The 24030-nt window shown below is 66.8% G+C and carries 19 protein-coding genes and 1 tRNA gene; 3 read left to right on the plus strand and 17 right to left on the minus strand.

Annotated elements, in window-relative coordinates; translation table 11 throughout:
* Positions 1–157 precede the first annotated feature (157 nt).
* The 5 genes from HMPREF3167_RS05535 to HMPREF3167_RS05560 all read right to left on the minus strand — a co-directional run bounded on the left by HMPREF3167_RS05535 (position 158) and on the right by HMPREF3167_RS05560 (position 4426).
* Positions 158–919, minus strand: a complete 762-nt coding sequence (locus HMPREF3167_RS05535) for a hypothetical protein (RefSeq protein ID WP_070445946.1) — start codon at positions 917–919, stop codon at positions 158–160.
* Positions 920–1793: 874 nt separating this feature from the next.
* Positions 1794–2645: a hypothetical protein gene (locus tag HMPREF3167_RS05545; RefSeq protein ID WP_068539324.1), complete on the minus strand. Its 852-nt coding sequence runs from the start codon at positions 2643–2645 to the stop codon at positions 1794–1796.
* Positions 2642–3346, minus strand: coding sequence for an ATP-binding cassette domain-containing protein (locus HMPREF3167_RS05550; protein ID WP_062612965.1), 705 nt, complete (start codon positions 3344–3346; stop codon positions 2642–2644). Before HMPREF3167_RS05550 ends, HMPREF3167_RS05545 begins: the two co-directional genes overlap by 4 nt.
* A gap of 3 nt (positions 3347–3349) precedes the next feature.
* Positions 3350–3766, minus strand: a complete 417-nt coding sequence (locus HMPREF3167_RS05555) for a GntR family transcriptional regulator (RefSeq protein WP_308802635.1) — start codon at positions 3764–3766, stop codon at positions 3350–3352.
* Positions 3767–4027: 261 nt separating this feature from the next.
* The gene (locus tag HMPREF3167_RS05560) at positions 4028–4426 is read right to left on the minus strand and encodes a hypothetical protein (RefSeq protein WP_062612963.1); all 399 of its coding nucleotides are present in this window, start codon (positions 4424–4426) and stop codon (positions 4028–4030) included.
* Between the two features lie 440 nt (positions 4427–4866).
* Here HMPREF3167_RS05560 and HMPREF3167_RS05565 point away from each other — a divergent pair, with 440 nt between their 5' ends.
* Together HMPREF3167_RS05565 and HMPREF3167_RS05570 are read left to right on the plus strand one after the other, a co-directional pair.
* Positions 4867–6435 (plus strand): SLC13 family permease, encoded by a 1569-nt coding sequence (locus tag HMPREF3167_RS05565; RefSeq protein ID WP_062612961.1) that lies wholly within the window; start codon positions 4867–4869, stop codon positions 6433–6435.
* Positions 6436–6790: 355 nt separating this feature from the next.
* A tRNA-Arg gene (locus HMPREF3167_RS05570) sits at positions 6791–6863 on the plus strand.
* A gap of 400 nt (positions 6864–7263) precedes the next feature.
* Here HMPREF3167_RS05570 and HMPREF3167_RS05575 read toward each other — a convergent pair.
* The 9 genes from HMPREF3167_RS05575 to HMPREF3167_RS05615 form a co-directional block, all read right to left on the minus strand.
* The gene (locus HMPREF3167_RS05575) at positions 7264–7518 is read right to left on the minus strand and encodes a hypothetical protein (protein ID WP_070445949.1); all 255 of its coding nucleotides are present in this window, start codon (positions 7516–7518) and stop codon (positions 7264–7266) included.
* A 6-nt stretch (positions 7519–7524) separates the two neighbouring features.
* Positions 7525–8496: a diaminopimelate dehydrogenase gene (locus HMPREF3167_RS05580; protein ID WP_070445952.1), complete on the minus strand. Its 972-nt coding sequence runs from the start codon at positions 8494–8496 to the stop codon at positions 7525–7527.
* A gap of 103 nt (positions 8497–8599) precedes the next feature.
* Positions 8600–8956: a hypothetical protein gene (locus HMPREF3167_RS05585; RefSeq protein ID WP_070445956.1), complete on the minus strand. Its 357-nt coding sequence runs from the start codon at positions 8954–8956 to the stop codon at positions 8600–8602.
* A 291-nt stretch (positions 8957–9247) separates the two neighbouring features.
* Positions 9248–10597: a class I SAM-dependent methyltransferase gene (locus tag HMPREF3167_RS05590; RefSeq protein WP_070445959.1), complete on the minus strand. Its 1350-nt coding sequence runs from the start codon at positions 10595–10597 to the stop codon at positions 9248–9250.
* 238 nt (positions 10598–10835) lie between these two features.
* On the minus strand, positions 10836–13430 hold the full coding sequence (locus HMPREF3167_RS05595; RefSeq protein WP_070445963.1) for an ATP-dependent RNA helicase: 2595 nt from the start codon (positions 13428–13430) through the stop codon (positions 10836–10838).
* A 16-nt stretch (positions 13431–13446) separates the two neighbouring features.
* Complete coding sequence (locus HMPREF3167_RS05600) at positions 13447–14064, minus strand: TetR/AcrR family transcriptional regulator (protein ID WP_068538942.1); 618 nt, start codon at positions 14062–14064, stop codon at positions 13447–13449.
* Between the two features lie 177 nt (positions 14065–14241).
* Positions 14242–17325, minus strand: coding sequence for an efflux RND transporter permease subunit (locus tag HMPREF3167_RS05605; RefSeq protein ID WP_070445966.1), 3084 nt, complete (start codon positions 17323–17325; stop codon positions 14242–14244).
* 111 nt (positions 17326–17436) lie between these two features.
* On the minus strand, positions 17437–18114 hold the full coding sequence (locus HMPREF3167_RS05610; protein ID WP_201783139.1) for a potassium channel family protein: 678 nt from the start codon (positions 18112–18114) through the stop codon (positions 17437–17439).
* On the minus strand, positions 18107–19441 hold the full coding sequence (locus HMPREF3167_RS05615) for a TrkH family potassium uptake protein (protein WP_210382973.1): 1335 nt from the start codon (positions 19439–19441) through the stop codon (positions 18107–18109). Before HMPREF3167_RS05615 ends, HMPREF3167_RS05610 begins: the two co-directional genes overlap by 8 nt.
* A 92-nt stretch (positions 19442–19533) precedes the next feature.
* On the opposite strand from HMPREF3167_RS05615, the gene HMPREF3167_RS05620 reads away from it, so the two are divergent.
* On the plus strand, positions 19534–20853 hold the full coding sequence (locus HMPREF3167_RS05620) for a hypothetical protein (protein WP_083281093.1): 1320 nt from the start codon (positions 19534–19536) through the stop codon (positions 20851–20853).
* A gap of 159 nt (positions 20854–21012) precedes the next feature.
* Here the strand turns inward: HMPREF3167_RS05620 and tgt are convergent, their stop codons facing one another.
* The 3 genes from tgt to HMPREF3167_RS05635 form a co-directional block, all read right to left on the minus strand.
* Positions 21013–22242, minus strand: coding sequence for a tRNA guanosine(34) transglycosylase Tgt (gene tgt, locus HMPREF3167_RS05625; RefSeq protein ID WP_070445969.1), 1230 nt, complete (start codon positions 22240–22242; stop codon positions 21013–21015).
* A 2-nt stretch (positions 22243–22244) separates the two neighbouring features.
* A complete protein-coding gene (locus HMPREF3167_RS05630) occupies positions 22245–22982 on the minus strand; it encodes a queuosine precursor transporter (RefSeq protein WP_082661104.1) in 738 nt (245 codons plus the stop codon).
* A 144-nt stretch (positions 22983–23126) separates the two neighbouring features.
* Positions 23127–23945, minus strand: coding sequence for a DUF4261 domain-containing protein (locus tag HMPREF3167_RS05635; protein WP_062612927.1), 819 nt, complete (start codon positions 23943–23945; stop codon positions 23127–23129).
* Positions 23946–24030 lie beyond the last annotated feature (85 nt).

Below are 24030 nucleotides of genomic sequence, written 5' to 3' on the forward strand. Positions count from 1 at the left end.
CAACAAAACCCCACCAGAGATTGGTGGGGTCGGGCCTATATCGAAAAGCCGCTTGTCCATGTTCCAGCAGCTTGGATATGATGAGTCGTGATGGGGCGTCCCTGCGCAAACCTTGAAATAACAGGCCGTCAGAAAGTGCGGGATTGGCGCTCCATCGTCACACTAAATGGATTTCCTCGAACGCTCCACCATCTGAACTCATCACCCACAGGCGACGGATCTTTCCGTCCTTAACGCGAGCGTTGTAACGCTGTAATTGGCCACGCAGTTTAGGTGTGAGCGCTCTGGTCCCTAGATCTACGACGAAGAAGTCTTTCACAACCCCATGATTCTCTCGAGCCTTAACAACCGACGACTGAATATTCGCTTTAATACTCGAGTATTTTGCAGTCGTGCATTTCAACTCACACACTTCATTGCCGTTGTCGAGCCATACGAAATCATTAGTTGACTTGAAGTGCTGGCCATCTCGAGGAATCCAACGCGCACGGTGCCCACGGGCTTCAAACCTCTCAAGAAACTCGACTTCGTGTGGGGCAATTCTCTCCCCTTGCAAATCGGTCCCAAGCGCTCTGCGGCGAGGTTCCCACTCACCATCTGTGCTATCACTGCGCACAGGCCGCGGCGGCTTGGCCCCTCCACCACCGCGGCCCGTGGCTAGCTTGATCTTCTCCCGGCGGCGTCGGGTGGACTCCTTCGCTTTGACCCAGGCCGGTGAACGGAACTGTGAGTCCTTGGCGAACACGCCATCGTTAAACAAGCCCGGGTTGTTGCGCCGCATACGCGCCAAAATCTGGCCCTCACCGGCAGCGCTGCGCGCCCACGAACGCCCGAACTCTTCTTCAGCATCCAAGGCCGCCTGCATGTACGAGGCCCGATAGAGCGCTTCTTCCTCCGTCGGCTCCCACTCGTGCAACACTAACTCAGCCGTACACCCACAATGGTTGTAGGCACTGATGCGACGCTTGTAGGCACGCTGGCTTTGCGGGACAGGATCTTGTGCCCGCGGGCGCGGCTTGGAGCGGTGATACGAGGTCGACCTGGCCACCCCTGCCATCTGCAGCGCCTTGCGCTGGGAGGAATAAAGGGCACTGAGCTGGACAGCTAAGTCCTTTTCCTCCTCTAAGAAGCGTTGGGATGTGACTGCGTGGGGCTCGGCTCGCGCTCTTGCCCTTGCAACTCGTGCAAGAGCGCGATAGCTTTTCCCATCGCATCAAGAGCACCCGCAACTGCTCATTTTCCGATTCCAGCTCGTCAATACACGTAGCCTGCTTATCGTCTGTCATCGAAGCTATCCACCTAAACCCATTTAACGGAATATCACCTTCATCGGTTCGTGGCACCAGGCCCCGGTCAACATCACGGAGATAGGCCGCCATCTGCCACTTACGAAACCTATAACGCGAGATCCCCTGCTCAGCCAGCCACGCTTCCTTCTCAGCTCAATCGAGATGTATACCCAGCTTCGCCAGGTCACGACATGACTTGTGGAAATCCGCAAGGAGCGCGAGATGCGCCAGGAAGATCTGGCCAAGGAGCTGATAATCTCCCACCAGGAGGCGGCGAAAATCGAAGATCCGCGCAACAGCTCGAAAATGTCCACCCTCATCGGATACGCTCTTGCGGTCGGCGCCGGATTGACATCCAGGTCCACAAGGACGACACCCATTCTTGCGGCCCCGCGAACGACCCCAAGCGCGCTCGCTCCGGCGTAAAAACTCGTGAGCCTGAGAGCAAGACCGCCGGTTTTCCCGACGAAAACTCTCAGACTCACGAGTTAGCAACAGCGCCCGTTAGTTCAGCTCCACCTTCTTGTTCCACGAGCGGCGCGACAACCACAGGAACACCACGATCATGATCGCCATGCCAGCGAACATGCCGAGCGGCATCACTTCGCTGTCCGGGTCGGCGGCGATGAGCTGCGCCATGCCATAGTGGACGAACTCGGGGGCCCCGCCCCTCTCGATCATCGACATGTCGAGCCCGAACGGCACTGCCGCCAGCGAGATCACCGCCGCCACCTGCCACGCGATCCATGCCACGATCGCGACGACGATCGGCCCGCCCGCGCCCATCCGGCCGAAGCGCCCCTCGCTTCCCACGGTGGCGACGAACGTGAAGAACACCGGCCACATGAAGAACACTCCGATGAGCAACAGTGGGATGACCAGCCCATACAGCACCGGGACCGGGACCACCTGGCCCGCATTCCGCAGCACCTCACCCACAACGGCGAACAGGTTCGGATCGGGATCGAAGAAGGCGGCGCCGAGCGTCGTGCCTACGACGAACCACACGAGCGCAAGCAGCAGGAAGTCGATCACCAGCGCCACGGCGGTCACAATCATCGCCCACCCCAGCTTCGTCCAGTAGATCGTGGAGCCCTTGACCGGGATCGCGTGCGTCAGATAGCCCTCCGAGCGGAAGCTGGAGCGCCAAAAGTCCACAGCCAGGATGATCTGCAGGGCCGGGACCAGCACGATCACCGGCAGCAGGCCGAGCACCACGCCGAATTCATTAAGAACCGGGATGCGAAACGCCATGAGCGCACACCCGAGCGCGATGGCGGCGAGGGCGGCGCCGACCACGACTCCGATAATCCCGCGCGTACGGATAAATTCATGCTTGAGCAGTTTGCCGATCATCGGTACACCTTTCGGAAGAGCTGGTCGATGCTGAGGCCGTGTTCGGAACGGAGGTCGTCGGCGTCGCCGGTCATGGTGATCTGGCCGTGGCGCATGAAGACGACCGTGTCGAGAGCCGGCTCGAGGTCGTGGACGAGGTGGGTGGACATGACGAGGAGCGAGTCGGATTCGAGGTTGTCGAGGATCGCTTGGAGGATGCCTTCGCGGGCGGCGGGGTCGACGCCGCTGATGGGCTCGTCGAGTAGGTAGAGCTTCGCGCGGCGCGACATCGTCAGCGAGACCTGCACCTTTTCCCTCATGCCCTTCGACATCTCCGACAGCTTCATCGACTCATTCAGCCCAAAGTTGCCGATCATGTCGAGGGCGCGGGCGCGGTCGAAGTCCGCGAAGAGGTCGTCGTAAAGGTCGAGGCAGTAGCGCACGGCGAGCTTGCGCGGCAGGAATTCGCTGTCGGGCAGGAACGCGGTGACTGCCTTGGTCTCCGGCCCGGGCGCGTTGCCGAGCACACGCACCTCGCCGCTGTAGCCGGCGTTGACGCCGGCGATGGTCTTGAGCAGCGTGGTCTTGCCGCAACCGTTTTCGCCGAGGAGCCCGACGATGCGGCCGGCCTCCAGGTCCAGGTTGACGTCGGCGAGCGCCTGGACGTCGCCGTAGCTCTTGCGCAGGTCGCGGATGTGGAGCAGCGGTTCACGCTCGTTCATGGGTTATCTCCCTTCGGGGTTGAGGTCGTAGCTGTGCCAACTCGAGGTGATGAGCTGCTGTGCTTGTTCGTGGGTGAGGCCGAGGCCGCGGGCTGCGCGGATGTAGTCGTCGGCCGACAATTGGGCGAGTTCGATGCGCAGGGCGTCGACCCGTTCGGCGCTGTCGGTGATGAATCTGCCGGCCGTGCGCTCGGTGCGGCACAGCTCGCGGCGTTCGAGTTCGGCGAGTGCGCGCTGGGCGGTGTTGGGGTTGACCCCGAGCTCCGCCGCGAGTTCCCGCACGGAAGGCACGCGCGCGCCCGGCGCCCATGCGCCGCTAACGATCCGGCGGGTGAATTCGTCCACCAGCTGCATCCAAATCGGGATTCCGGCTTCGAAGTCCACGTACACCACCTTCCTTTGTGTTGCTGTATTACGCACATAATACACCGACACAGTTACGCAGGGCAAGGCCCTCTTCACGACGACGGTCGGCCCATTTCACTGCGCTGGTCTCAGCTCACACCCACCCGGCGTGGGCAACTGGTGAATTTGGGACCGAAAGGACCGATTTTGGCAACGAGAGCTTCCAGACTCACCGGTTAGCAACACGAGCCCGACAGGTCACCCCTCGGGCACTGGCCGGGCTGGACAAGCCAGGGCGGCGGGCACGGGCGCCCGCCACCGCAACAGGAACACGTGCTAGTCGGCCCGCGTGCGGTCCTCCCACGCGGTCTCGATCAGTTCGCGCAACACGGATTCGTCAAGCTCGTCAAAGGCTGGCAGCACAATCGCATTCCGCCCAAACGGCACCGACCCCAGCCGGGCCAGGATCGGCGCGTAGTACTCGGAGTAGCGGCGCAGCACGAGCACCAGCTTCGTGCCCCGACGGGAAAACCCGATCTCGAACCCATCCGGCGACGACTCATCCACACACACCGGCACCTTCTCCCCGAACCCGATGACGGACGGCCCCCACATCACGGCTTCGTGCCCCGTCACGGACTTCAGCAGCCCGTACAGTGCCCGCGCGTCCGCCTGTAGCTCGGCGGGGAATCGGTCCACGACCTCACAGGGGTCCAGCCGGGTCTGCGCCTCCATGCCGATCCCTCCTTCGTTTGGCCTCCTGCCGGCATTCTATCGGCCGCGTCCGCCCAAGTGGCGGGTGCCACCTTGCCCCTTCCGCACGACGCCGCCCGCCCGGCTCCCCGCCCCACCCCGCTTTCACGTCACCAACCCGGCAACCACGCCCACCCCCGTTTCACGTCACGCAAAGCCTTTTCTCGTCACTCAAATCGCGGATTTAGGTGACGAGAACACACTTTGCGTGTGCCGAAACGGCGATAGCCCGCGCGAGGGCGAAAACCGGCCTCGACGTCGTCGTTGATAACAATTCGGTAACATCTTGATATTGAGACAATCCGCCGGCGAAAACCTTCCTAGGATGGCACCAAGCCCCCGAGGACACAACGTCGTGCCCTCGGGCATCGCTTCACCGCCGCACCAGGCCAGCCGCACAAAACCCACCAAGAGAGGTCGTCATGAGCACGCCGAATCTCATCAAAGACTCCCCCATTTCCGCAGGTTCCCAAGACCACCACGACGAAACGATCATGCCCCAAGGCCACCCCTGGCTGCGCCACCTCGGCGGGCTGGCGGCCGGCGTCGTGGCCGGGCTGATCGTCTACTTCATCTTCCCCAAGGAGCTCTCCGCCTCCCTGCTCGAGCAATTCGCCGCGAAGGAGATGGATACCAGTGCCACCAACATCGCCATCACCGCGGGCATCGCAGTCATGATGGGCGTGTGGTGGATGACCGAAGCGATCCCGCTGGCCGCCACCGCGCTCGTGCCCGTCACGCTCTTCCCCATCTTCGGGATCATGAGCTTCAAGGAGGCCGGCGGCGCCTACGCCTCCTCCACGATCTTCCTGTTCATGGGCGGGTTCTTCCTCGCGCTCGCCATGCAACGGTGGAACTTCCACCGGCGGCTCGCGCTCACCATCGTGCGGGCGATCGGCACGAAGCCCACGCGGCTCGTGCTCGGGTTCATGGTGGCCACCGGCTTCCTCTCGATGTGGGTGTCGAATACCGCGACCGCCGTCATGATGCTGCCGATCGGCATCTCCGTGCTCTCCACGATCGGGCATGTCGGCGACGACGACGGCCCCCGCCTGTCCAACTTCGGCACCGCGCTCATGCTGGGGATCGCGTACGCGGCGTCGATCGCGTCGCTGTCCACGCTAATCGGCACGCCGCCAAATGCGCTGCTGCGCGGGTACCTGCAGGACACGCATGACATCACGCTGTCGTTCGGCAAGTGGATGCTCTTCGCCACCCCGATGGCCTGGCTGTTCCTGCTGGTGGCCTGGCAGCTGCTGGTGCGGGTGTACAAGCCCGAGGTGAGCGAGATCCCCGGCGGTAAGGAGCTCATCGAGCGCGAGCTGCGCGACATGGGGCCAATGTCCGCACAGGAGAAGATCGTTGGCCTGATCTTCGTGGCCGCCGCTGCCGCCTGGATCATCATCCCCACCTTCTGGCCCGACGGCCCCATCTCCGACTCCACGATCGCCATGATCCTCGCGATGGTCCTCTTTATTACGCCGGCCAAGCCGAGCGAGGGCGTGGCAATCCTGGATTGGGAGACCGCCAAGCACATCCCGTGGGACGTGCTTCTGCTGTTCGGTGGCGGCCTGTCACTGTCTGCAGCGTTCGGGAGCTCGGGGCTGTCGGTGTGGATTGGCGAGGTGGCCGGGTCGATGGCCGGGCTGCCCACGATCATCATCATCGCCGGCGTGGCCGCGATCGTCATCTTCCTCACCGAAATGACGTCCAACACCGCCACCGCCGCGGCCTTCCTGCCGATCATCGGCGCCGTGGCGATCGGCATGGGCGTGGACGTGCAGCTGCTCGTGATCCCGGTGGCCCTCGCCGCCACCTGCGCCTTCATGCTTCCCGTGGCCACTCCGCCGAACGCGATCGCCTACGGCTCGGGCTACATCTCCATCGCACAGATGGTCAAGGCCGGCCTGTGGCTCAACATCCTCGGCATCGTGATGATCACGGTGTGGACGCTGGTGTTCGGGCCGATGCTGCTGGGCTTCAGCCTGTAGGCGGGCGGCCGGCGCGGGCGGGGCCACAGCTCCGGGCGGAGGACGCGGGGCCGGTTTCGTCGGCCCAGAGCCCCGTTCCGACGGCGCGGTCGGCGCGCGTCCGATCCCGGGTTTCGCAGGCTCGGCTCACCGCCCGCCTCGCCTCCGCTTTCGGTTTCACGTCACGCAAAGTGTTTTCTCGTCACTCAAATCAGGGGTTTACGTGACGAGAAAACACTTTGCGTGTGTCGAAACGGTGGGGCTGACCGCCGCACGCAACCTCGGGCCAGCAGGCGGCACGTAATCAAGACCACGCCGGCCCAAGTGGCATCTCGCGGGTTTGGCGCGTAAAGTAAACGCTGTTCAAGAGAACAAAGCGCCCGTAGCTCAACGGATAGAGCGTCTGACTACGGATCAGAAGGTTGGGGGTTCGAGTCCCTCCGGGCGCGCACATCGGCTCAGTGGTTGATCTAGAATCCCGCTGAGCCGTTTGTTTTGCCGAAACTAGGCTTAGGCTTATCGGCTTATCGGCCAGATTGCGTTTGATTTCGGGCTATCTTTCGTTGCTACAAAGCCAAAAAGTAAGAGTTAGATTCGGTCTAACTTGAGTTCGGGTTTATAGGCCAGACTGGGCTTACCGGGCTCTTCCCAAGTAGCAACTGGGCCGGCTACCCGGATTATCGGCGCCCTGCTCGGCGGGCCTCGCCCTACACCTTTAATTGGGAAGAGCCGCTTGCGGACGCTGGCCCGAGTACCGGCCTCCACTCAATCTTTCCGGGACGATCTGAGTCACATCTGCGCATGTGTGCAGACGTGGCCGAAATCGTCCCGCAAGCACCTCGCCGTCCTTCAGCCTTGGCCCGGCTCCCCCTCGGCCAGTTGCCACCGCCGGCCCAGGTACCCATTCAAGCCGACCAACAGCAGTGCGATGAACCCCACCATGGCCAGCCCGCCCTCCAACCCACGGGTCTCAAACGCGGTCTGCTTCCCGTAGAACATAAAGCCGGTGGCCAGGCCAACCAGCACGTCGAGGACGTAGCGCCAGCGCGCCGGCACCCGCCGCACGTGGCGAGCGGACAGCCCGCCCAGCGCCTGCCCAAGCAACCTGCTCTACAGGAAGTGCGCCCGCAGTTCCTCCGCACTCACGGCCGACAGCTCCCCGAGCGTCACATCAAACGCGGTGATCGCCCCGGTCTGCCCGTCAGCGGCCTTCCGGGCCACTGCCCGCGCGAAGGCCACGAGCACCGACCCCGTGAATTCGGGATTCGACCCAAGTTCGAGGCTGAACGTGACTGTGGCGGCGACGTCGTCGTCCGTCATCCCCGTGCGGATCACCTGGCCGCCGTGCGGCATGCCGGCGTGGTCGGCGGCGAGTTCGGCGGCGGTGAGGAAGGTGACGGTGGTGTCGTAGTCGGCGAAGTAGTTCGGCATCTCAACGATGGCGCGCTCGATGGCGGCGCGGTCGGCGCCCTCCTCGGCCACCACGTAGCACGCGCGCTTGTGCATGGTGCGCGGGGTGAGGTCGACGTCGCGGTGCTCCTTGACCGCCGCGACCGTCGCCTCGACGGGGACCGTGTACTGCTTGGCGTCAACGACGCCGGGGATGCGGCGGATCGCGTCCGAATGCCCTTGCGAGACACCGGGCCCCCAGAACGTGGTGGTGGCACCGGTGGGGAGGACGGCGTCGCCGAGCACGCGCAGCATCGAGAACAGGCCCGGGTCCCAGCCGGCGGAGATCAGGGCGAGGGTGCCGGCGGCGCGGGCGGCGTCGTCGAGCGCGGTGAAGTGGGCGGGGATGTTGGCGTGGGTGTCGAAGGAGTCGACCGTGTTGAACAGCGCGGCGACGGCGGGGCCCTGGACGTCGAGGTCGGTGGCGGAGCCGCCGCAGTTCACGACGACGTCGAGCCGGCCCACGTACTCCTCCATGCGGTCGACGTGCACGACGGGCGTGCCGAGGGTGGTGACAGTGGCGGGATCGCGGCGAGTAAAGACGACGACGCCCTCCACGCCCGGTTGGCGGCCGAGCGCCAGTTCCACGCCGCGGCCCAGATTGCCGTACCCATTGATGCCTACACGAATCATGAGCCCCTCTTTCGCTGGTGAACTAGTGCCTAGTGTGGCAAAACTGCGAGCGGAAGAGAAGGGCGGGTCACGGAGCGGACGGCGGGGCGGGGGGAAATGCCGCTTACGCCGATGCGCACGCTCGCCGGTGCTCTCGTAACCTGCGCCTTAGGTCCTCCTCGACGGGCGAGAAGGGCTCGTCGTCGCCGTGCAGAAGGCTGAGCTCCCACGTTTGAACGACGTCGTCGGCCCACGTCACGTCCTCACTCGGGCTGATCGCCTGATCCAGAATCGCACGCAACGCCCGACTGCTGCCGGCGCGCTGGGCTTCAAACCGCCCCTCGATGAAGGATTCGCGCAGGGGCTGGCCCTCCGCGAATAGCGAGCTTTCGAGCTCGCTGGCCACCTTCGCGAACACGAAAGCCTCAGGAAGTTCGTCCGCTTGCGCACGGCTGAAGCCGCCCTTGAGTAGCTTCGTCACGTCTTCCACCCCTCAGGATGTCCGGTTACCCCAGTATGCCTCCCCACCTTTCCGCCAAAACAGGGCTGCGGACAACCGGCCCAACCCCAAGTTGTTTGCAAGTTGTTTAAACAACTTCGAAACAACTTGCGACCCCCTCGCCACCCTGAGACGCCCACAAAACCGCGCTATCTCGCGGAAAACAAGTTGTTTGCAAGTTGTTTCGCCGGTTGTTTCACGCGGTTGTTTGACGCGGCTCGCGCCCCGTCAACGCCGGCCGCATCCCGATCGTCGCCACCCGGCAGCGCCGCGTCACGCCTCGCACGCCCGCCTGAGGAGACACACCGTCTCGAAGTGCTCGGTGTGCGGGAACATGTCCACCACCTGCGCCTTCACCACGTCGAACCCGCCCATCGCCGCCACATCCTTCGCTAGCGACCGCACATTGCACGACGAGTACAGCACCGTCTCCACCCCCGACCGCGCGATCCACTCCGCCAGCTCCGGCCCGATCCCACGCCGGGGCGGATTCACGACAACGACGTCCGGCCGCTCGCCCTGCTCCCCCGCCCACGCGGTCGCATCCGCGACGACGAAGCGCGCCTCACCCCGACCGCGGGCCTGCACGCCGGTTGTTGGATCACTCTGCTTGCCGAAGCTGACGTCAGCTCGCCCGCCGGCGGCGGCGTCCGCGCCGCCGCCGGCCGTGCCAGCCAACTCCTCCGCTGACTCCCGCGCCGCCTCGACTGCCTGCTCTTCGGCCTCGACCCCGACCACGTTCATCCCCGCGCTCGCGAGCGCGAGTGCAAAACCGCCGACCCCGCAGTACAGGTCCCAGACCGTGGCCGGCCTGCCGGCCTCGCGATCCCCGGCGGCGTCCTTCTCTCCGTCAGCGCCCGTGTCCACATCCGCACCCGCGCCGGCCACCCATTCGACCGCCCGCGAGTACAGCACCTGCGCGGCCTCGGTGTTGGTCTGAAAGAACGACTTCGGCCGCAGGTTGAGAGTCAGCTCGCCGCCGGCCACTTCGAGCCGCATCGGCAGCGCCGACTCGTCGGAGATGACGATCTCCTCCTCGCCCTCGATCACCGCCTTGCGCTCAGGCTGGACGTTGAGCGACACCACGCGCGCCGCCGGTAACAGCTCCCGCAGGCGCGCCAGCTTCTTGAATAGCATCCCCTGCACGCCGCGCCTCCGCGCGACGAATCGCACCATCAGCTCCCCGCTCGGCGACTCGGTAACGATCACGTACTTGAGCACCCCGCGGTCGCTCACCGGGTCGTAGGGGTGGAATCCGCACTCGCTCACGAACTGAGCCAGCGCCGGGATGGCCAGCTGGATTCCCGGGGTGGGCAGCGGGCAGTCGCGCAAGTCCTGGCCTCCATCCGGGCCCAAGATACCGAGCTTCGGGCGGGCCGCCGTGCCCGTCACCACCAGCTTGACCTTGTTGCGGAACGTCTCCCGCCCCGAAGCCCCCGGCTCCAGCCACTCGCCGTTCATGAAGGGGGCGAGCGCCTCTTCGGCCCGCGCCTGCTTGGCGGCGAGCTGCTCATCCTGCGGGGTCTCGATCAGGGTGCAGGATCGGCAACGCCCCTGGTCATAGTAGTGACACTCGAGGAGCGGCTCGGCGGCGGCAGCGCGAACTGGAAGGGGGAATCGCATGCCCTCATCCTACCGTCCGCGCGATCCCACCTGCCCGGGCCCGGCCGGGCAGGCCCCGCACACCCAGTCCCCGGCACCCTCCCCACACAACTCGTGAAAATACCGGCTACCGATTCCTATTCGGGCCAGGTCGCCCCCAGATTCACGACTTGCGCCGGCCACACCCCGAGCCGGACCAAAATCAAAGCCGACGGCACAGATTATCGGCGCTCGCCGCGCGGCGGCCTCCGACCCGCGTTTACCGCCCGGCCCGCGGCTTGGCCCGCCTCGTCGGTTCGGCGGTCAGCGGGTCTTCGGGCCAGGGGTGGCGCGGGTAGCGCCCGCGCATTTCGGCCCGGACCTGCGCATATGACCCCGCCCAGAACGACTCCAGATCCCGCGTAATCGCCAGCGGCCGCTGGGCGGGTGAGAGCAGCTCGAGCGTGACGGGCACCCCGGCCAGCCGGGGCGTGGCCGTCCACCCGAAGCACTCCTGCAACCGCAGCCGCACGGTCGGCACTCCGGACGAGTAGTCCACCTTTGCGCTCCCCGTCGGCGTGGCGATCCGCTCGGGGGCCAGCTCATCCAGCCGCGCCGCCTCCGGCCAGGGCAGCAGCGCACGCAGCCCGGCCAGCAGGTCGGGGCGCCCGGCGCCGAGCAGCGGGGTCAGCCACTCGTCCACGCGCGCGGCCAGCCCCTCATCGGACACGTCCGGCCAGGGCTCCCCCACGGCCTCGTGCAGAAACGCGAGCCGCTCCCGCAGCGCCACCGCCGCCGCGGGCCAGTCCAGCATCCCGACCCCGGCCCGCTCCACCTCGCGCGCCCTCGCCGCCGCCACCTGATCCGTCGTCAGTTTCACCGGCTCGCGCCCTAGCTCGATCGCCCCCAGCGCCCGCACCCGCGCGCCCGTCACCTCCATGCCGCGCACCGCGGTCTCCACCCGTTCGCTCACGCCCGGCCCGTACTCCGCCGCGTCCTCCGGCGCCACCGGCACCGCCGCCCGGATCACCGCATCCGCCCGACCCTGCGCCTCGCCCAATTCCGCGACCGCCAGCCACTCCTGGCCCTCCAGCGGCGAGCCGTCCTCCAGCACCGCCCCCGCGCCGTTCGCTAGCACGTACCCGCGCCCGCGCCTGCGCGCCACCCACATGGGGTGTGCCATCACGACGACGGCCGCGATCTCCTCATCCACACTCGCCCGCCTCGCGCCCGTCCCGGCTTGCACCAGAGCGCCCGCCCCGGCTCGCGCCCGCCCGCCTGCCTGACCTGGCACCTCACCCGTCACCTTACCAGCACGCCCGCCCGCCACCGCGCCCAGCCGGCCCGCCAGCTCCTTCAGGCGCTTGGCCTCCCGGGCCCATTCACGGTCGCCACCTGAGCGCCGGAGCTGCGCCGCGAGGTCAGCACCCGGAATGCGCGGCGCCAACGACAGCAGCGCCACCACCTCGGCCGCCCGCCGGGCGCCCACCACGGCGGCCCCCTCGATGAGGGCGCGCCCGAGCTGCGGGGACAGCGGCAGGCCGGCAAGTGCCCGCCCACGCGCGGTGATCACTCCCGATTCCTCCACAGCCCCGATCGCCGCCAACGTCCGCTGGGCCGCTTCTGCCGCCGCGGGCTTGGGCTGGTCGAGCAGGCGCAGGCCGGCCATCCCCGGGTTGCCCCACGCCGCGGCCTGCAGGCTCGCGCCCGTCACGTCGCCGACCACTATCTCCGGCTCCGAAAACTCCACCGCCCGCGCGTAGCTCAGGCATCGCCACGCCCGGCCCGGCCCTTCGCGCCCGGCCCGCCCGGCGCGCTGGTCCAGCCTGGCCCGCGAGGCGTGCACGGTCACCAGGTCCGAGATGCCCGTGCGCGGCTCGAAGCGCGGCTCTCGCGCCAGCGCCGCGTCCACCACGGCCCGCACACCCGGCACCGTCAGCGACGATTCCGCCAGCGACGTCGCCAAAATAATCCTGTCTTCACCGCCGGCCAGCACCCGGTCCTGCTCCTTCGCCGGCATCGACCCGTGCAGCGCCATCACCGGCAGGGGCGCGCCCGCCAGCAGCGCCCGCATCTTCTCAATCTCCCCCACGCCCGGTAGGAACACGAGCACCGAGCCCGCCGGGTCGCCCTCACCGCGCACGACGCCGCCCACGCCAGCCGCGCCCACACCACCAGCCGCACCGGCCCCACTGCCGCCGCCGCGCCCCGCAGCCCACTGCGCCGCCTCGTGCACCACGCGGGCCACGTGCGCGAGGAAGTCACGCGAGACCACCACGCCGTGTCCCACGTCGGTCAGGGCCCGCGGGCCGAGCCGCTCCTCCACCGCCACCGGGTGGATCGCGCCGGGGATCTCCACCACCGCACCGCCTACTAGCTCCGCGAACCGTCCGGCCTCGAGCGTGGCGGACATCGCTACCAGCCGCAGGTCGGGGCGCAGGGTGTCTTGGACATCGAGCACGAAGGCGGTTGCGAGGTCGGTGTCGAGGTCGCGCTCATGGATTTCGTCGATAATCACGGCGCCCACGCCCGCCAGCTCCGGGTCGTGCTGGAGCATGCGTAGCATGACACCCGGCGTCACCATCTCCACGCGGCTGCCCGGCTTCGACTCTCCTCGCACCCGGAATCCCACCTGTTGCCCCACGGGCTCGCCCAGCAGGTAGGCGATCCGCCGGGCCGCCGCCCGCGCTGCCACGCGCCGGGGCTGCACCACGATCACGCGCCCCTCCACGAGCGTGGCCATGAGCACGGGCACCAGCATCGTCTTGCCCGACCCGGGCGGCGCCGTCATCACGATGTTGCCGCGCTGGCGCGCAATATCCCCCAGCCCGCGCGCAACGGGCAGGTCCGGCAGGTTTTCGAGCAGCCGCTCCATGCTTAGCGCTCGCGTACTAGCGCCCGACGAGCGCGGCGAGCAGCCGCAGCGCCGTCGCCTTCACCTCGCCGGCCGGGTACCCGTGGTCGAGCAACCGCAGGCCCGCGTCCAGGATCGACCGGGTCATCTGGGCGTTGACCACCGCGGCTTGCGGCGTCACCTCGCGCCACAGCCGCACCACGCTCCCGGCGAGCTCGCGGTGGAAATTCAGCACGGCGTCGGACCTGGCCTGGATCTCCGCGCCCGACGGCGCCTCGTCCCGCTTCCCGCGCCCGATCCCGGCCTTGACCACGTCGATCAGCCACTGGTGCCCGGCCTCCGCGCCGATGTCCAGCGTGATCTCGACGAGTGTGCGTAGCTGCTCGTACGGCTCCGCGTCCACCTCCAGCGCCGTGTCCAGCCGCTTCTTCCAGCCCGGGATATAGCGCTCGAGCACAAGCAGGCGCAGGTCGTCAATCGACTCCACGTAACGGTAGATCGAGTTGCGCGCAATCCCCGCCCGCGCCGCCACGGCCCCCGCCGTCAGCGCCGCCGGCCCGTCCTCGCGCAGGATCTCCTCGGCACAGTCCACCAGCTTGGTGTACATCATCGAGTGATGTTCCTTCACGGAGGGCGCAGAAATCTTCGGGCTCATGGTCTTTCTTTCACGACGACGGTCTCCCCAGTTTACCGGCTATTCCCATTTCAGGGTGGAGCGGGAAAACTCGTGAATCTAGTACCTACCAGGGCGATATAGCAACCCGTAGCCGGTATATTCACGACTTCTGCCCGCGTCACCAATGAGGAAGAGCCCCAAGCAAGCCAACACGGCTTAGTCCCGCCCTGCCTTCGCCCGCCGGCGTTCTCCCACGCCCTCGATCAGCCGGTACAAAATCGGCAACAGGATGAGGGTAAGCAGGGTGGAGGTGATGAGTCCGCCGATCACCGTGATCGCCAGCGGGGTCGAAATAAACCCGGTCGACGACGACAGCCCCAGCGCCATCGGGATCATCGCCACAATGGTGGCCAGCGACGTCATCGCCACCGGCCGCACGCGCCGCATCGCCCCGTCATGCACTGCGCTCGCTAGATCCATGCCCTGCTCGCGGTACTGGTTCATGAGGTCCACCAGCACCACCGCGTTGGTCACCACGATGCCGGTCAGCATGAGCAGGCCGATCATCGCCGAGATGTCGAGCGCCGTGCCCGTGATGAGCAGCGCCAGGAAGGAGCCGATCGCCGCGAACGGGATCGCCACCAGCAACAGCGCCGGCTGGACGAGCGAGCGGAAGATCCACACGAGCACCACGTAGATGAGCAGCACTGCCGCCGCGAGCGCCAGCCCCAGCTGGTTGAACGAATCCGCGAGCTGCTGGGAGGCCCCGTCCATCGACGTCACCGTCCCGTCCGGCAGGTCCAGCCCGGCCACGGCCTCCTTCACCGCGTCCGTGGCGTGGCCGAGGTTGTCGGCGTCGACGGGCGTCGCGGACACGGTCGTCGTCGTTTGCCCGTTGATCGTCACGATGGTCGGCAGCGAGTCGACCTCCTCCACGGTGGCGAACGCCTCGAGCGGCTGGCCGAGGACCGTCATCGCGCGCAGGGCCTCGATCGTGGTGACCGGCTCATCAATCGAAATATAGATCGAGGTGTCCACGTTGTCGATCGTGATCTGCCCAATATTCGGCTCCACCATCTGCGCCGCGATCATCCCCACGATCGCGTTCTCGGTCAGCCCCACGGCCGCGGCCGCGTCCCGGTTGACGTTGACCTGCACGGCCGGCGTGATTGCACTGGCGTTGTGCTCAGCCCGCTTGATCTCGGGGAGCTGGGCCACGGCGTCGTTGATTTGCTCGGTCGCCGCCGCGAGCGCCTCCGGGGTGGGGGCCGTGACGCTGACGTCGATCGTGCCCGAGCCCAGCATCGACTGGCTCGAGTCGGAGGTGGTGCCCTCGCCGGTCGCGGAGTCGCCGGCTGCCACGATCGCGTCGGTGAGCTCGGTGATGTCCGCCTTCTCGTCCACCGAAATCATGTACGTAATCGTATCGCCGGCCCCACCCATCGCCATCGGGCTGGAGCCGATCATCGCCGCCGTGGACTCCACGCCCGCGATCGCCGAAATCTTCGCCTCGGTGGCATCGGCCTGCTCCACCTTCGCCTCCATCGACGCCCCCGGAGCGGTCGCCTGCGCCACTGTCACGTTGCCCTGGTTCGTGCCGCCCAGCAGGTTGATCTTGAGTAGCGGGAACAGCGCCACGGTCGCGGCCAGGATCGCCACCGCCGCCACCAGCGTGATCGCCGGGTGCTTCTGCGTGCCGCGCAGGGCCGGCTCGTAGGCTCGGTGCAGCCAGTAGCGGTGCTCCTTTTCTTCCGCACGACGCCGGAACTCCTCCACCTCACCGCTCTCCAGGGCCGCCTTCGCCTCCTTCGACGGGCGCAAGAACCAGTACGCGAGCACCGGCACGATCGTCAGCGCCACCAGCAACGACGCCGCCAGCGCGATCACCACCGTGAACGCGAACGGGCGGAAAAGCTCTCCCACCATGCCCGGCACCAGGCCCACTGGCACGAACACGATGAACGACACCACGGTCGACGCCGTGATTGCGGACGCGACCTCCTGGACGGCGTCGAGAATCGCCTCCCGCCTGGGCTTGCCGTACTCGAGGTGCCGCTTGATGTTTTCGATAACGACGATCGAATCGTCCACCACGCGCCCGATCGACAGGGTGAGAGCGGCGAGGGTGAGCATGTTGAGCGAGTACCCGCCCACGAGCATGCCGATGAAGCCCACGAGCAGGGACAGCGGGATCGACAGGGCCGTGACCAGCGTGGAGCGGATCGAGGTGAGGAAGATGAGGATCACGAGCACCGCGAAGATGAGGCCGAGCGCGCCCTCCTGGGCCAGCGACTCGATCGAGCCCGTGATGAACGGCGCCTGCGTGAACAGGATGGTGAACTGAGTATTGTTCCCGACGGCGGGGGCTAGCTCGTCCAGCACGCCGTTGACCTGGTCCGTGACCTGCACGATGTTGGCATTCGCGGTGGGGAAGATGACGATGCCGAGCGCCGATTCGCCGTTGAGGCGGCCGACCATCTGGGCATCTGCTTGCGTGAGCTCGACGTCCGCGATGTCCGAGAGCGGGTAGACCGTGGCCGGCTGGCCCGGCTGCGCCTCGCCCGCCACCACCGGGATCTGCTTGAGGGCGTCGACCGAGTCAATCTCCTGGCCCACCGTCACGTCCCGCGACTCCTCGCCATCCACGAGCGAGCCCACTGGCACCGACAGACCGTTGTCTTCGAGGGCCTGCTGGACGGCGTCGGCGGAAATGCCGAGTTCGGCGATGCGGGCCTGGTCGAGCGTGATCGAGATGCGCTGCTCCGGGGCGCCGAGCAGCTGGACGGAGGCGACCCCGTTCTCCTGCTCAAGCGCTGGAACAACTGTGGTGCGCAGGCGCTCCGCCACCTCCAGCGGGGTGCCGTCCGAGGTCACGGCCACGTACGCGAGCGGGATGTCGGACGTGCCGCCGGAGACGACGTCGTAGGTCAGGCCCTCCGGGAAGTTATCGTCCGCACGCGAAATCTGCTGCTCCACGCGGTTGGTGGCGCGGGCGATGTCCGTGCCGTAGTCGAGCTCGATCGTGACGATCGAGACCGAGGACCGGGACGTGGTGGTCGTCTCCGAGACCTCCGCGATCGTGGAAACCTGCTGCTCGATCGGGACCGACACGCGGTCGTGCATCTGCTCCGACGTGGCACCCGGGGACACCGAGATGACGTTGATGACCGGCAGCTCCACGCGCGGGATGAGCTCCTGGCGCAGGGTGCCGAGGGCGAAGATGCCCAGGACAAAAATCACGGTGGAGAGGAGGGCCACGAAGGCGCGGTTCTTCAAGGAACCTTCGGCAAGCTTAAACATTTTTCCCCAGATCAGTAGGCCAACATACTGAGCCTAGGGAAGGGGTGCGGGAGGGCGCCAACCTGTCCTCTCACAGAGTAGCGGGCGGGGCTAGGGGCTCGCCGCACACGCCTAAAGGCGCTCCGTCTCCCGCTCCAGGCGGGAGGTAGGGCCGGCGAGAATGATGAGATCGCCGGATTCGAGGGTGTCGGTGTCGCGGGCGGCGCGGAAGTTACCCTCCCCGCGCTGGACCGCGATGATCTCCAGGCCGGTCTTCTTGGCGTTGACCTCGCCCACGGTCTTGCCCAGCAGGCGGGCGGGCGGGGTGGCGGCGGCAACGGAGAAGCCGTGGGTGAACTCGAGGTAGTCCTCCACGTCGTTGCGGATGAGGTGGGCCACGCGCTTGCCCATGTCGATCTCGGGCCGGACGATGTGGTGGACCCCGATCTGGGACAGCAGTATGGCGTGCGATTCCTTTGACGCCTTCGCCCACACGTCCGGCACCCCCATGGTGATGACGGCGGAGGCGGCCAGAACCGAGGCCTCCACGTGCGAGCCGATCGCGATGATGACGCGCGAGGCCTCGTCCACGCCCAGCTGGCGCAGCGCCTCGGTGTTGGTGGCGTCCGCGTGGACGATGTGGTCGAACTGGGTGGACAGCTCCTGGACCACCTCGCGGTCGGAGTCCACGCACAGCACCTCCACGCCGCTGTTTTCCAGTTCCGCGGCGAGCGCCCGGCCGAACCGGCCGAGGCCGAGGACGACCACGGCGCCGTCGTCGGAATTGCGGTGAGCAAAAATGTTAGCCAATGGCAGGCCTTTCTTCGGGGTACTCGTACAGCCGGTTTGTCACGCGCCCAGCGAGGGTGGTGGCGAGGCCTAGGGGGCCCACGCGGCCGGCGAACATGAGGACAATGAGGACGAGTTGGGCGTGGCGCGGCAGGCTCTCCGTGATGCCCGTGGATAGACCCACCGTACCGAAGGCGGAGGTGGTTTCAAAGAGGACCTGGTCGAGGGTGAAGCCGGGCGAGAGCGCAAGGATGACGAACGTCGCGCCAACCACGAGCGTGAGCGCCGCGACCGTCACCGACAGCGCCTGGCCGATCACGCGCCGGGACATGGCACGGCCGTGTGCGGAGACGACGCGCCGGCCCCGCACCTCCGCCCCGATCGTGGCGAGAAGGACGGCGAGCGTGGTGATCTTGATGCCGCCCGCGGTACCACCGGAGCCGCCACCTATGAACATGAGAATGTCGGTGCCGAGCAGGGTCTGGGCGCGGGCATCGGCGTAGTCAATGGCGTTGAAGCCGGCAGTGCGGGGGCTGACAGCGGCGAAGAAGGCGTTGAGGAAGCGGCCGGGAGTGTCGAAGCCGGCGAGCACCCCATTCCATTCGGTGAGCATCAACAGCACGCCCAGGATGATGAGGACCCCCGTGCCCACCCACGTGAACAGCGCGGTCAGCGACCAGCGCCGGCGCAGGCACTTCGGCGTGCGCAGGCGCCGGAACGTCTCCAGTAGCACGGGAAATCCCAGTCCGCCCACCATGAGCCCGAAAGCGAGGGGGAGGAGGATGAGGCCATCGTCGGCAAAACCGATCACGTTGTCCGTATACAGCGCGAAGCCCGCGTTATTGAAGGACGAAACAGAGTGGAACAGGCCTTCCCAGGTGGCGCGCCCCCAGCCGTATCCGTAGCCGAAGCGGAAGCGCGCGGTGAGGAACAGGAAGATGACGGCCTCGATGGCGAAGGTGAAGAACACCGTGGCGCGCACCACCCAGCGCACGTTCCCCAGGTCGCCACGGCCCTCGGCTCCCGCCGTCAGACGACGCCGGAGCCCCAGCCGCGCCCCCAGCACCATGGACAGGAGGCACGCAATCGTCATGATCCCCAGACCGCCGAACTGGACGAGCACCATGATGACTCCCTGGCCGAAGTGGGTCCAGGCCTGGGCGGTGTCGAGCGTGATGAGGCCGGTGAGGCACACGGCGGAGGTGGCGGTGAAAAGGGCGTCAACGATCGCTACGGGTGCTCCGGCGGAGGCCCACGGCGTGGCGAGCAGGACCGTGCCGATCGCAATCAAACTGAAGAAACTTAGTGCTACCGCGCTTGCCGGGCGCAGATGACGCAAATAGTGCACGAGCACAGCGTAAGCCCACGCACGCCCCCGCGACTACTTCCGTGCCAGGCGCAACATTTTGCTCAAAGCGCCGAGTTGATAAGAATGAGGTTATGGATTTCATGGAGTGGGCCCTGCAGCAGACCTCCCAGCACCCGCGGCTGGCGAATTCCCTGGTGACGGCGAACGGGGACTGGCTGGACGTCCTCCTCGACGACGGGCGCACCTTCCGCTTCCGCCCCGGCGCCCTCATCAGGCAAGACGCCCCGCTCGACCAGCGCGCCGAACTCCTCGACCGCCTCATCTCCATCGGCATCGACGAGGCCGAGTCCGCCACCGTCACCGAACCCAACCGGGCCTCGGCCGCAAAGCCCGACGACGGCGTCGTGCCCGGCTACCCCGACACCACCGGCGGCGCCTACCCCGGCCCGAGCGGCGAACCCTCCGACGACCTAGATGACCCGGACGCGGAGGCCCTGATCGTCCCGATCGTGCGCTCGGCGGACTACTTCCTGCCGGCCACCCCGGACTCGGACTCGATTGTCTACATCCCGCTGACGGCGTTCCTCGCGGTGGGGCTCGCGCACGACTACCCGGACACCATCCAGCCGATCTACTACGACCAACTGGAGGATTCCCGCGAGATCGGGGAGATCATGTCCGACGCCGTCATGACGCTGCGGTTCATGACGAACGGCACCCAGCAATCGGTGGAGATCGGGATCACGGAGATCGCGGGCGCGCAGGTGATGACATTCCTCCAACCACCGAACTACGAACTGTCCTGGTTCTCGGATCTGGACATGATCCAGCAGGTGGCCGACCGTATTTGCGAGCAGCGCCCGGACGACATCCCGCTGTTCATCCCTGCCTCGCGCACGAAGCTCTTCATCGTCTTCGCCGACGACCCGCACCTGGCCGACTTCTTCAAACTCCTGCTCGCCCAACGCAACTCCGACGACGCGATCTACCCCCTGCCTCACACCGTGGCCGCCGACGGCTGGCTCGAATGGCAACCCTTCCCCGACTCGGAGCTGGCGGCCGTGCTCGGCGCGCTGCGCAACTACTTCCGGCAAAAGATCTACACGGCGCAGGAGGACATGATGCGGCAGTGGCCCGCGTTCGGGCAGGTCAAGGCCTTCCAGCCGCGCCGGCTCACCACGGGCGAGCGGGTGTCCGCCGCCACATGGGATGCCACCGACGCCCACGGCTCCATCCCCCACACCGACTTCGTCACCTTCACCCGCTCCCCGCACCCGTGGCAGGAGGTACCGGCGGTCAACATCACGGTCCGCACGCACGTGGCGCGCGAGATCTGGCCCGACGGGATCGTGGAGGACGACACGGTGTGGCCGCCGCGCTACCGGGTCACGGGTTTTCCGGACGAGGACACTCTGCGCAAGCTCCGGGACGCCACTGACCGGCGCTTTTAGCGCCAGCCGGCGTGGTGCCGCGCTCGGGTACGCTCAGGCGCCGTCAAATCTCAGGAGAATACAGCTTGTCGTGCGCGAAATCGGCCTTTTTGGCCCCAGAGTCCTGAGAATTGACGGGCGGGGCGCAAGACCCGAGTCCCCGAGTCCCCGAGCCGGGCGCTACTTGGCCATCGGCCCCGCGCTCCCATAAAACCGGCCGAGCGTCTCTTCCTTATACTCCCAGTACGTGCCGGCCGCGATGGAGGCCCGGATCTGGTCGACCAGGTTAACCGTGAAGTGCTCGTTGTGGATCGTGCACAGGGTGGCCGAGAGCATCTCCTTGGCCTTGAACAGGTGGTGGATGTAGGCCCGCGTGTAGTTGCGGCACGTGTAGCAGGTGCAGCCCTCCACCAGCGGGGTGAAGTCCCGCTTGAACTCCGAGCGCGTGATGTTGAAGCGACCGGTAGGCGAGTAAATCGCGGCGTTGCGGGCCACCCGCGAGGGGTTGACACAGTCGAAGGTGTCCGCCCCGGATTCGACGCAGGCGAAGAAGTCATCCGGCTCGGAGATGCCAAGCATGTGCCGCGCCCGGTCCTCGGGCAGCTCCTCGCTCACCCACGCCGTGATCGTGGACAGGTTCTCCTTCTCCAGCGCGCCCCCGATCCCGAAGCCGTCGAAGCGCTGTCCGTCCACCTCCATCGAGCCCAGGTCGCGGGCGGCCTTGCGCCGCAGATCCTCGTACTGGGCGCCCTGGATCACGCCGAACAGCTGCTGGTAGGGCTTGCCCTCCCGCTCTTCGGTCAGCCGCTTGTGCTCGGCCAGGCACCGCTGCGCCCACAGCCGCGTCCGCTCCAGCGCCTCCTCCTGGTAAGGCCGCGAGTTCATGAGCGTGGTCAGCTCGTCGAAGGCGAAGATGATGTCCGCGCCCAGCTCGTGCTGGATCCGCATCGAGATCTCCGGCGTGAAGCGGTGCCTATCGCCGTTGAGGTGCGAGCGGAACCACACGCCGTCGTCATCGACATTGGCGAGGCGCTCCTTGCCGGGCGCCACGGCGTCGTCGGCGACGGTCTTGCCCGAGAACTCGTCCGAGAGCACCTTCTTGAACCCCGACCCTAGGCTCATCACCTGGAAGCCGCCCGAGTCGGTGTAAGTGGGGCCGGGCCAGTTCATGAACGCGCCGAGTCCGCCCGCCTCGTCTACCACGTCCGAACCGGGCTGCAAGTAGAGGTGATAGGCGTTGGAGAGCACGGCCTGCGCGCCGAGGTCCTTGACGGACTCTGGCAGCGTGGACTTGACCGTCGCCTTCGTGCCCACGGGGATGAAGGCGGGGGTGTGGATGTCGCCGTGCGGGGTGTGGATGGTGCCCGTGCGCGCGAGCGTGCCGTCCAGGCGGGATTCAAGGGTAAACATGCTTACTTTCCGTAGTTCGGTTCGTGCTTCTTGACCAGGTTAATGACAGCGTAAGTGATCGGCAGGAACACCACTTCGACCGACACCTTGTACAGGAAGCCGACGACGGCGAGGTTCGCGATTGTCGCCCAGCCCACGACGCCGACCCACGCGATCACGCAGAAAATGACCGTGTCCGCCGCCTCGCCCACCAGGGTGGAGCCGATGAGGCGCGCCCACATGTGCTTTTCTCCCCAACGGTCTTTGATCGCGGTGAGGACCTTCGCGTTCAGTAGCTGACCGGCCAGATAACCGGCGAGGGAAGCGAAGACGAAGCGCCACACCACGCCCAGGACCTCCTCGAAGGCGGCCTGGCTCGTGTAATCCGGGTGGGCGGGCAGCTGGATGACCGCCCAGAACGTGAGCGAGGCCAGGAACGAGACCACAAATCCCATGAAGATCACGCGCCGGGCGGCCTTAAAACCGTAGACCTCGGACAGGACGTCGCCGATGATGTAGGTCAGCGGGAAGAGGATCGCGCCGCCGTCAAACGTGAGGGGGCCGATCTCCACCAGCTTCGTCGCGCCGATGTTCGACAGCAACAGGAAGGCAACGAAGAAAACCGCGAAGTAGTCATACAAGCCGCGCCGGATCGCGGCGTAGGCGGTGGTGGTGGCGGCGGGCTGGGCCGCGGCGTCGTTGGCGGGGGTTGCGCCGTCGGAGAGAGCGGGCGCGGGCGTGGTTGGCTCGGGGGCAGTCATGGTGTCCTTTCGTGGGCGCGAATGCGCGTCGACGCCGGGCACTGCCACTACCCAAGCGCACCTCGGCCGCGGGTTGCGGGCGGGTGGGACGCCGATCGCTCGCACGTCCGGGAATATGGTAGCACCCGCCGCGGCCGAATCCGGCTAGAAGTCGAGCCGAATGACCGTGGCCCCATCGGCCTGCGACACTTCCTGCGAGATCACGATCTGCTCCCCGTCCGTGTACCCGAGGGTCTGGCTGGGGAGGAGGAAGGTGTCGCCCGTGACCACATAATTGGCCACGTTCATCAGCAGGTTGTACACGTCCTCCTCCGAGCGGGTCGACTCCCGCACCTGCACGTCCAAGTGCCCGAAGTTGGTCAGGCCGAGCGTGCGCCCAAAGGTGAGATCGTGGGAGTGCACCCGCACGTTCACCCACAGAGGCAGGGGCGCCTGTCCCTTCGTCAGCATCTCGGCCAGGCTCGTCACCATCGACGGCGGCATCAGCACCCCCAGCTCGTCGCGGTACACGCCGATCGCCGCCGGCTCACGCATGAGCCCGTCCATCACTTCGGTAAAGACGATGTGCGCCTTGACCATCTTGTGCCGGCGCCGCAACTCCCTGGCCAGGGCCGCCTCCGGGTCCGGCTCGCCGGGGGCTGGGTCGGGGGCGCCGTCGTCGGGAACGAAAAACGATGCCGCCACGTGGAACCGATGAAGCGGCAGCTGCCCGCGCTCCAACACCAAACCGTGGGGCACGGGGGTGAGGAGCACGTGGACGCCGTCGAGCTCGAAGTGGAGGACGCGGCCGGAGTCGCCGGCGTGCTCGTCCACCACGTCCCACTCGGGCATGACCGGCTCGCCCCACAGGGCGGCAAAACGCTCGACGGCGGCTTCGAGGTCGATCGGCGCGCGCATGATCGCCGCCGCCGAAAACATCGCGGGGGCGGAGGGGTGAATCGAGGAAATTCCAAGCTCGTGCATGGGACGAGTCTACCGGGTGGACCGCGGTACGCCGCGGGTGAGACAACATGGGCCGGGCTGCGTGGCACGGGGCGGGCGCCGTCAA

It is taken from the genome of Trueperella sp. HMSC08B05 (assembly GCF_001808405.1).
Classification (GTDB): domain Bacteria; phylum Actinomycetota; class Actinomycetes; order Actinomycetales; family Actinomycetaceae; genus Trueperella; species Trueperella bernardiae.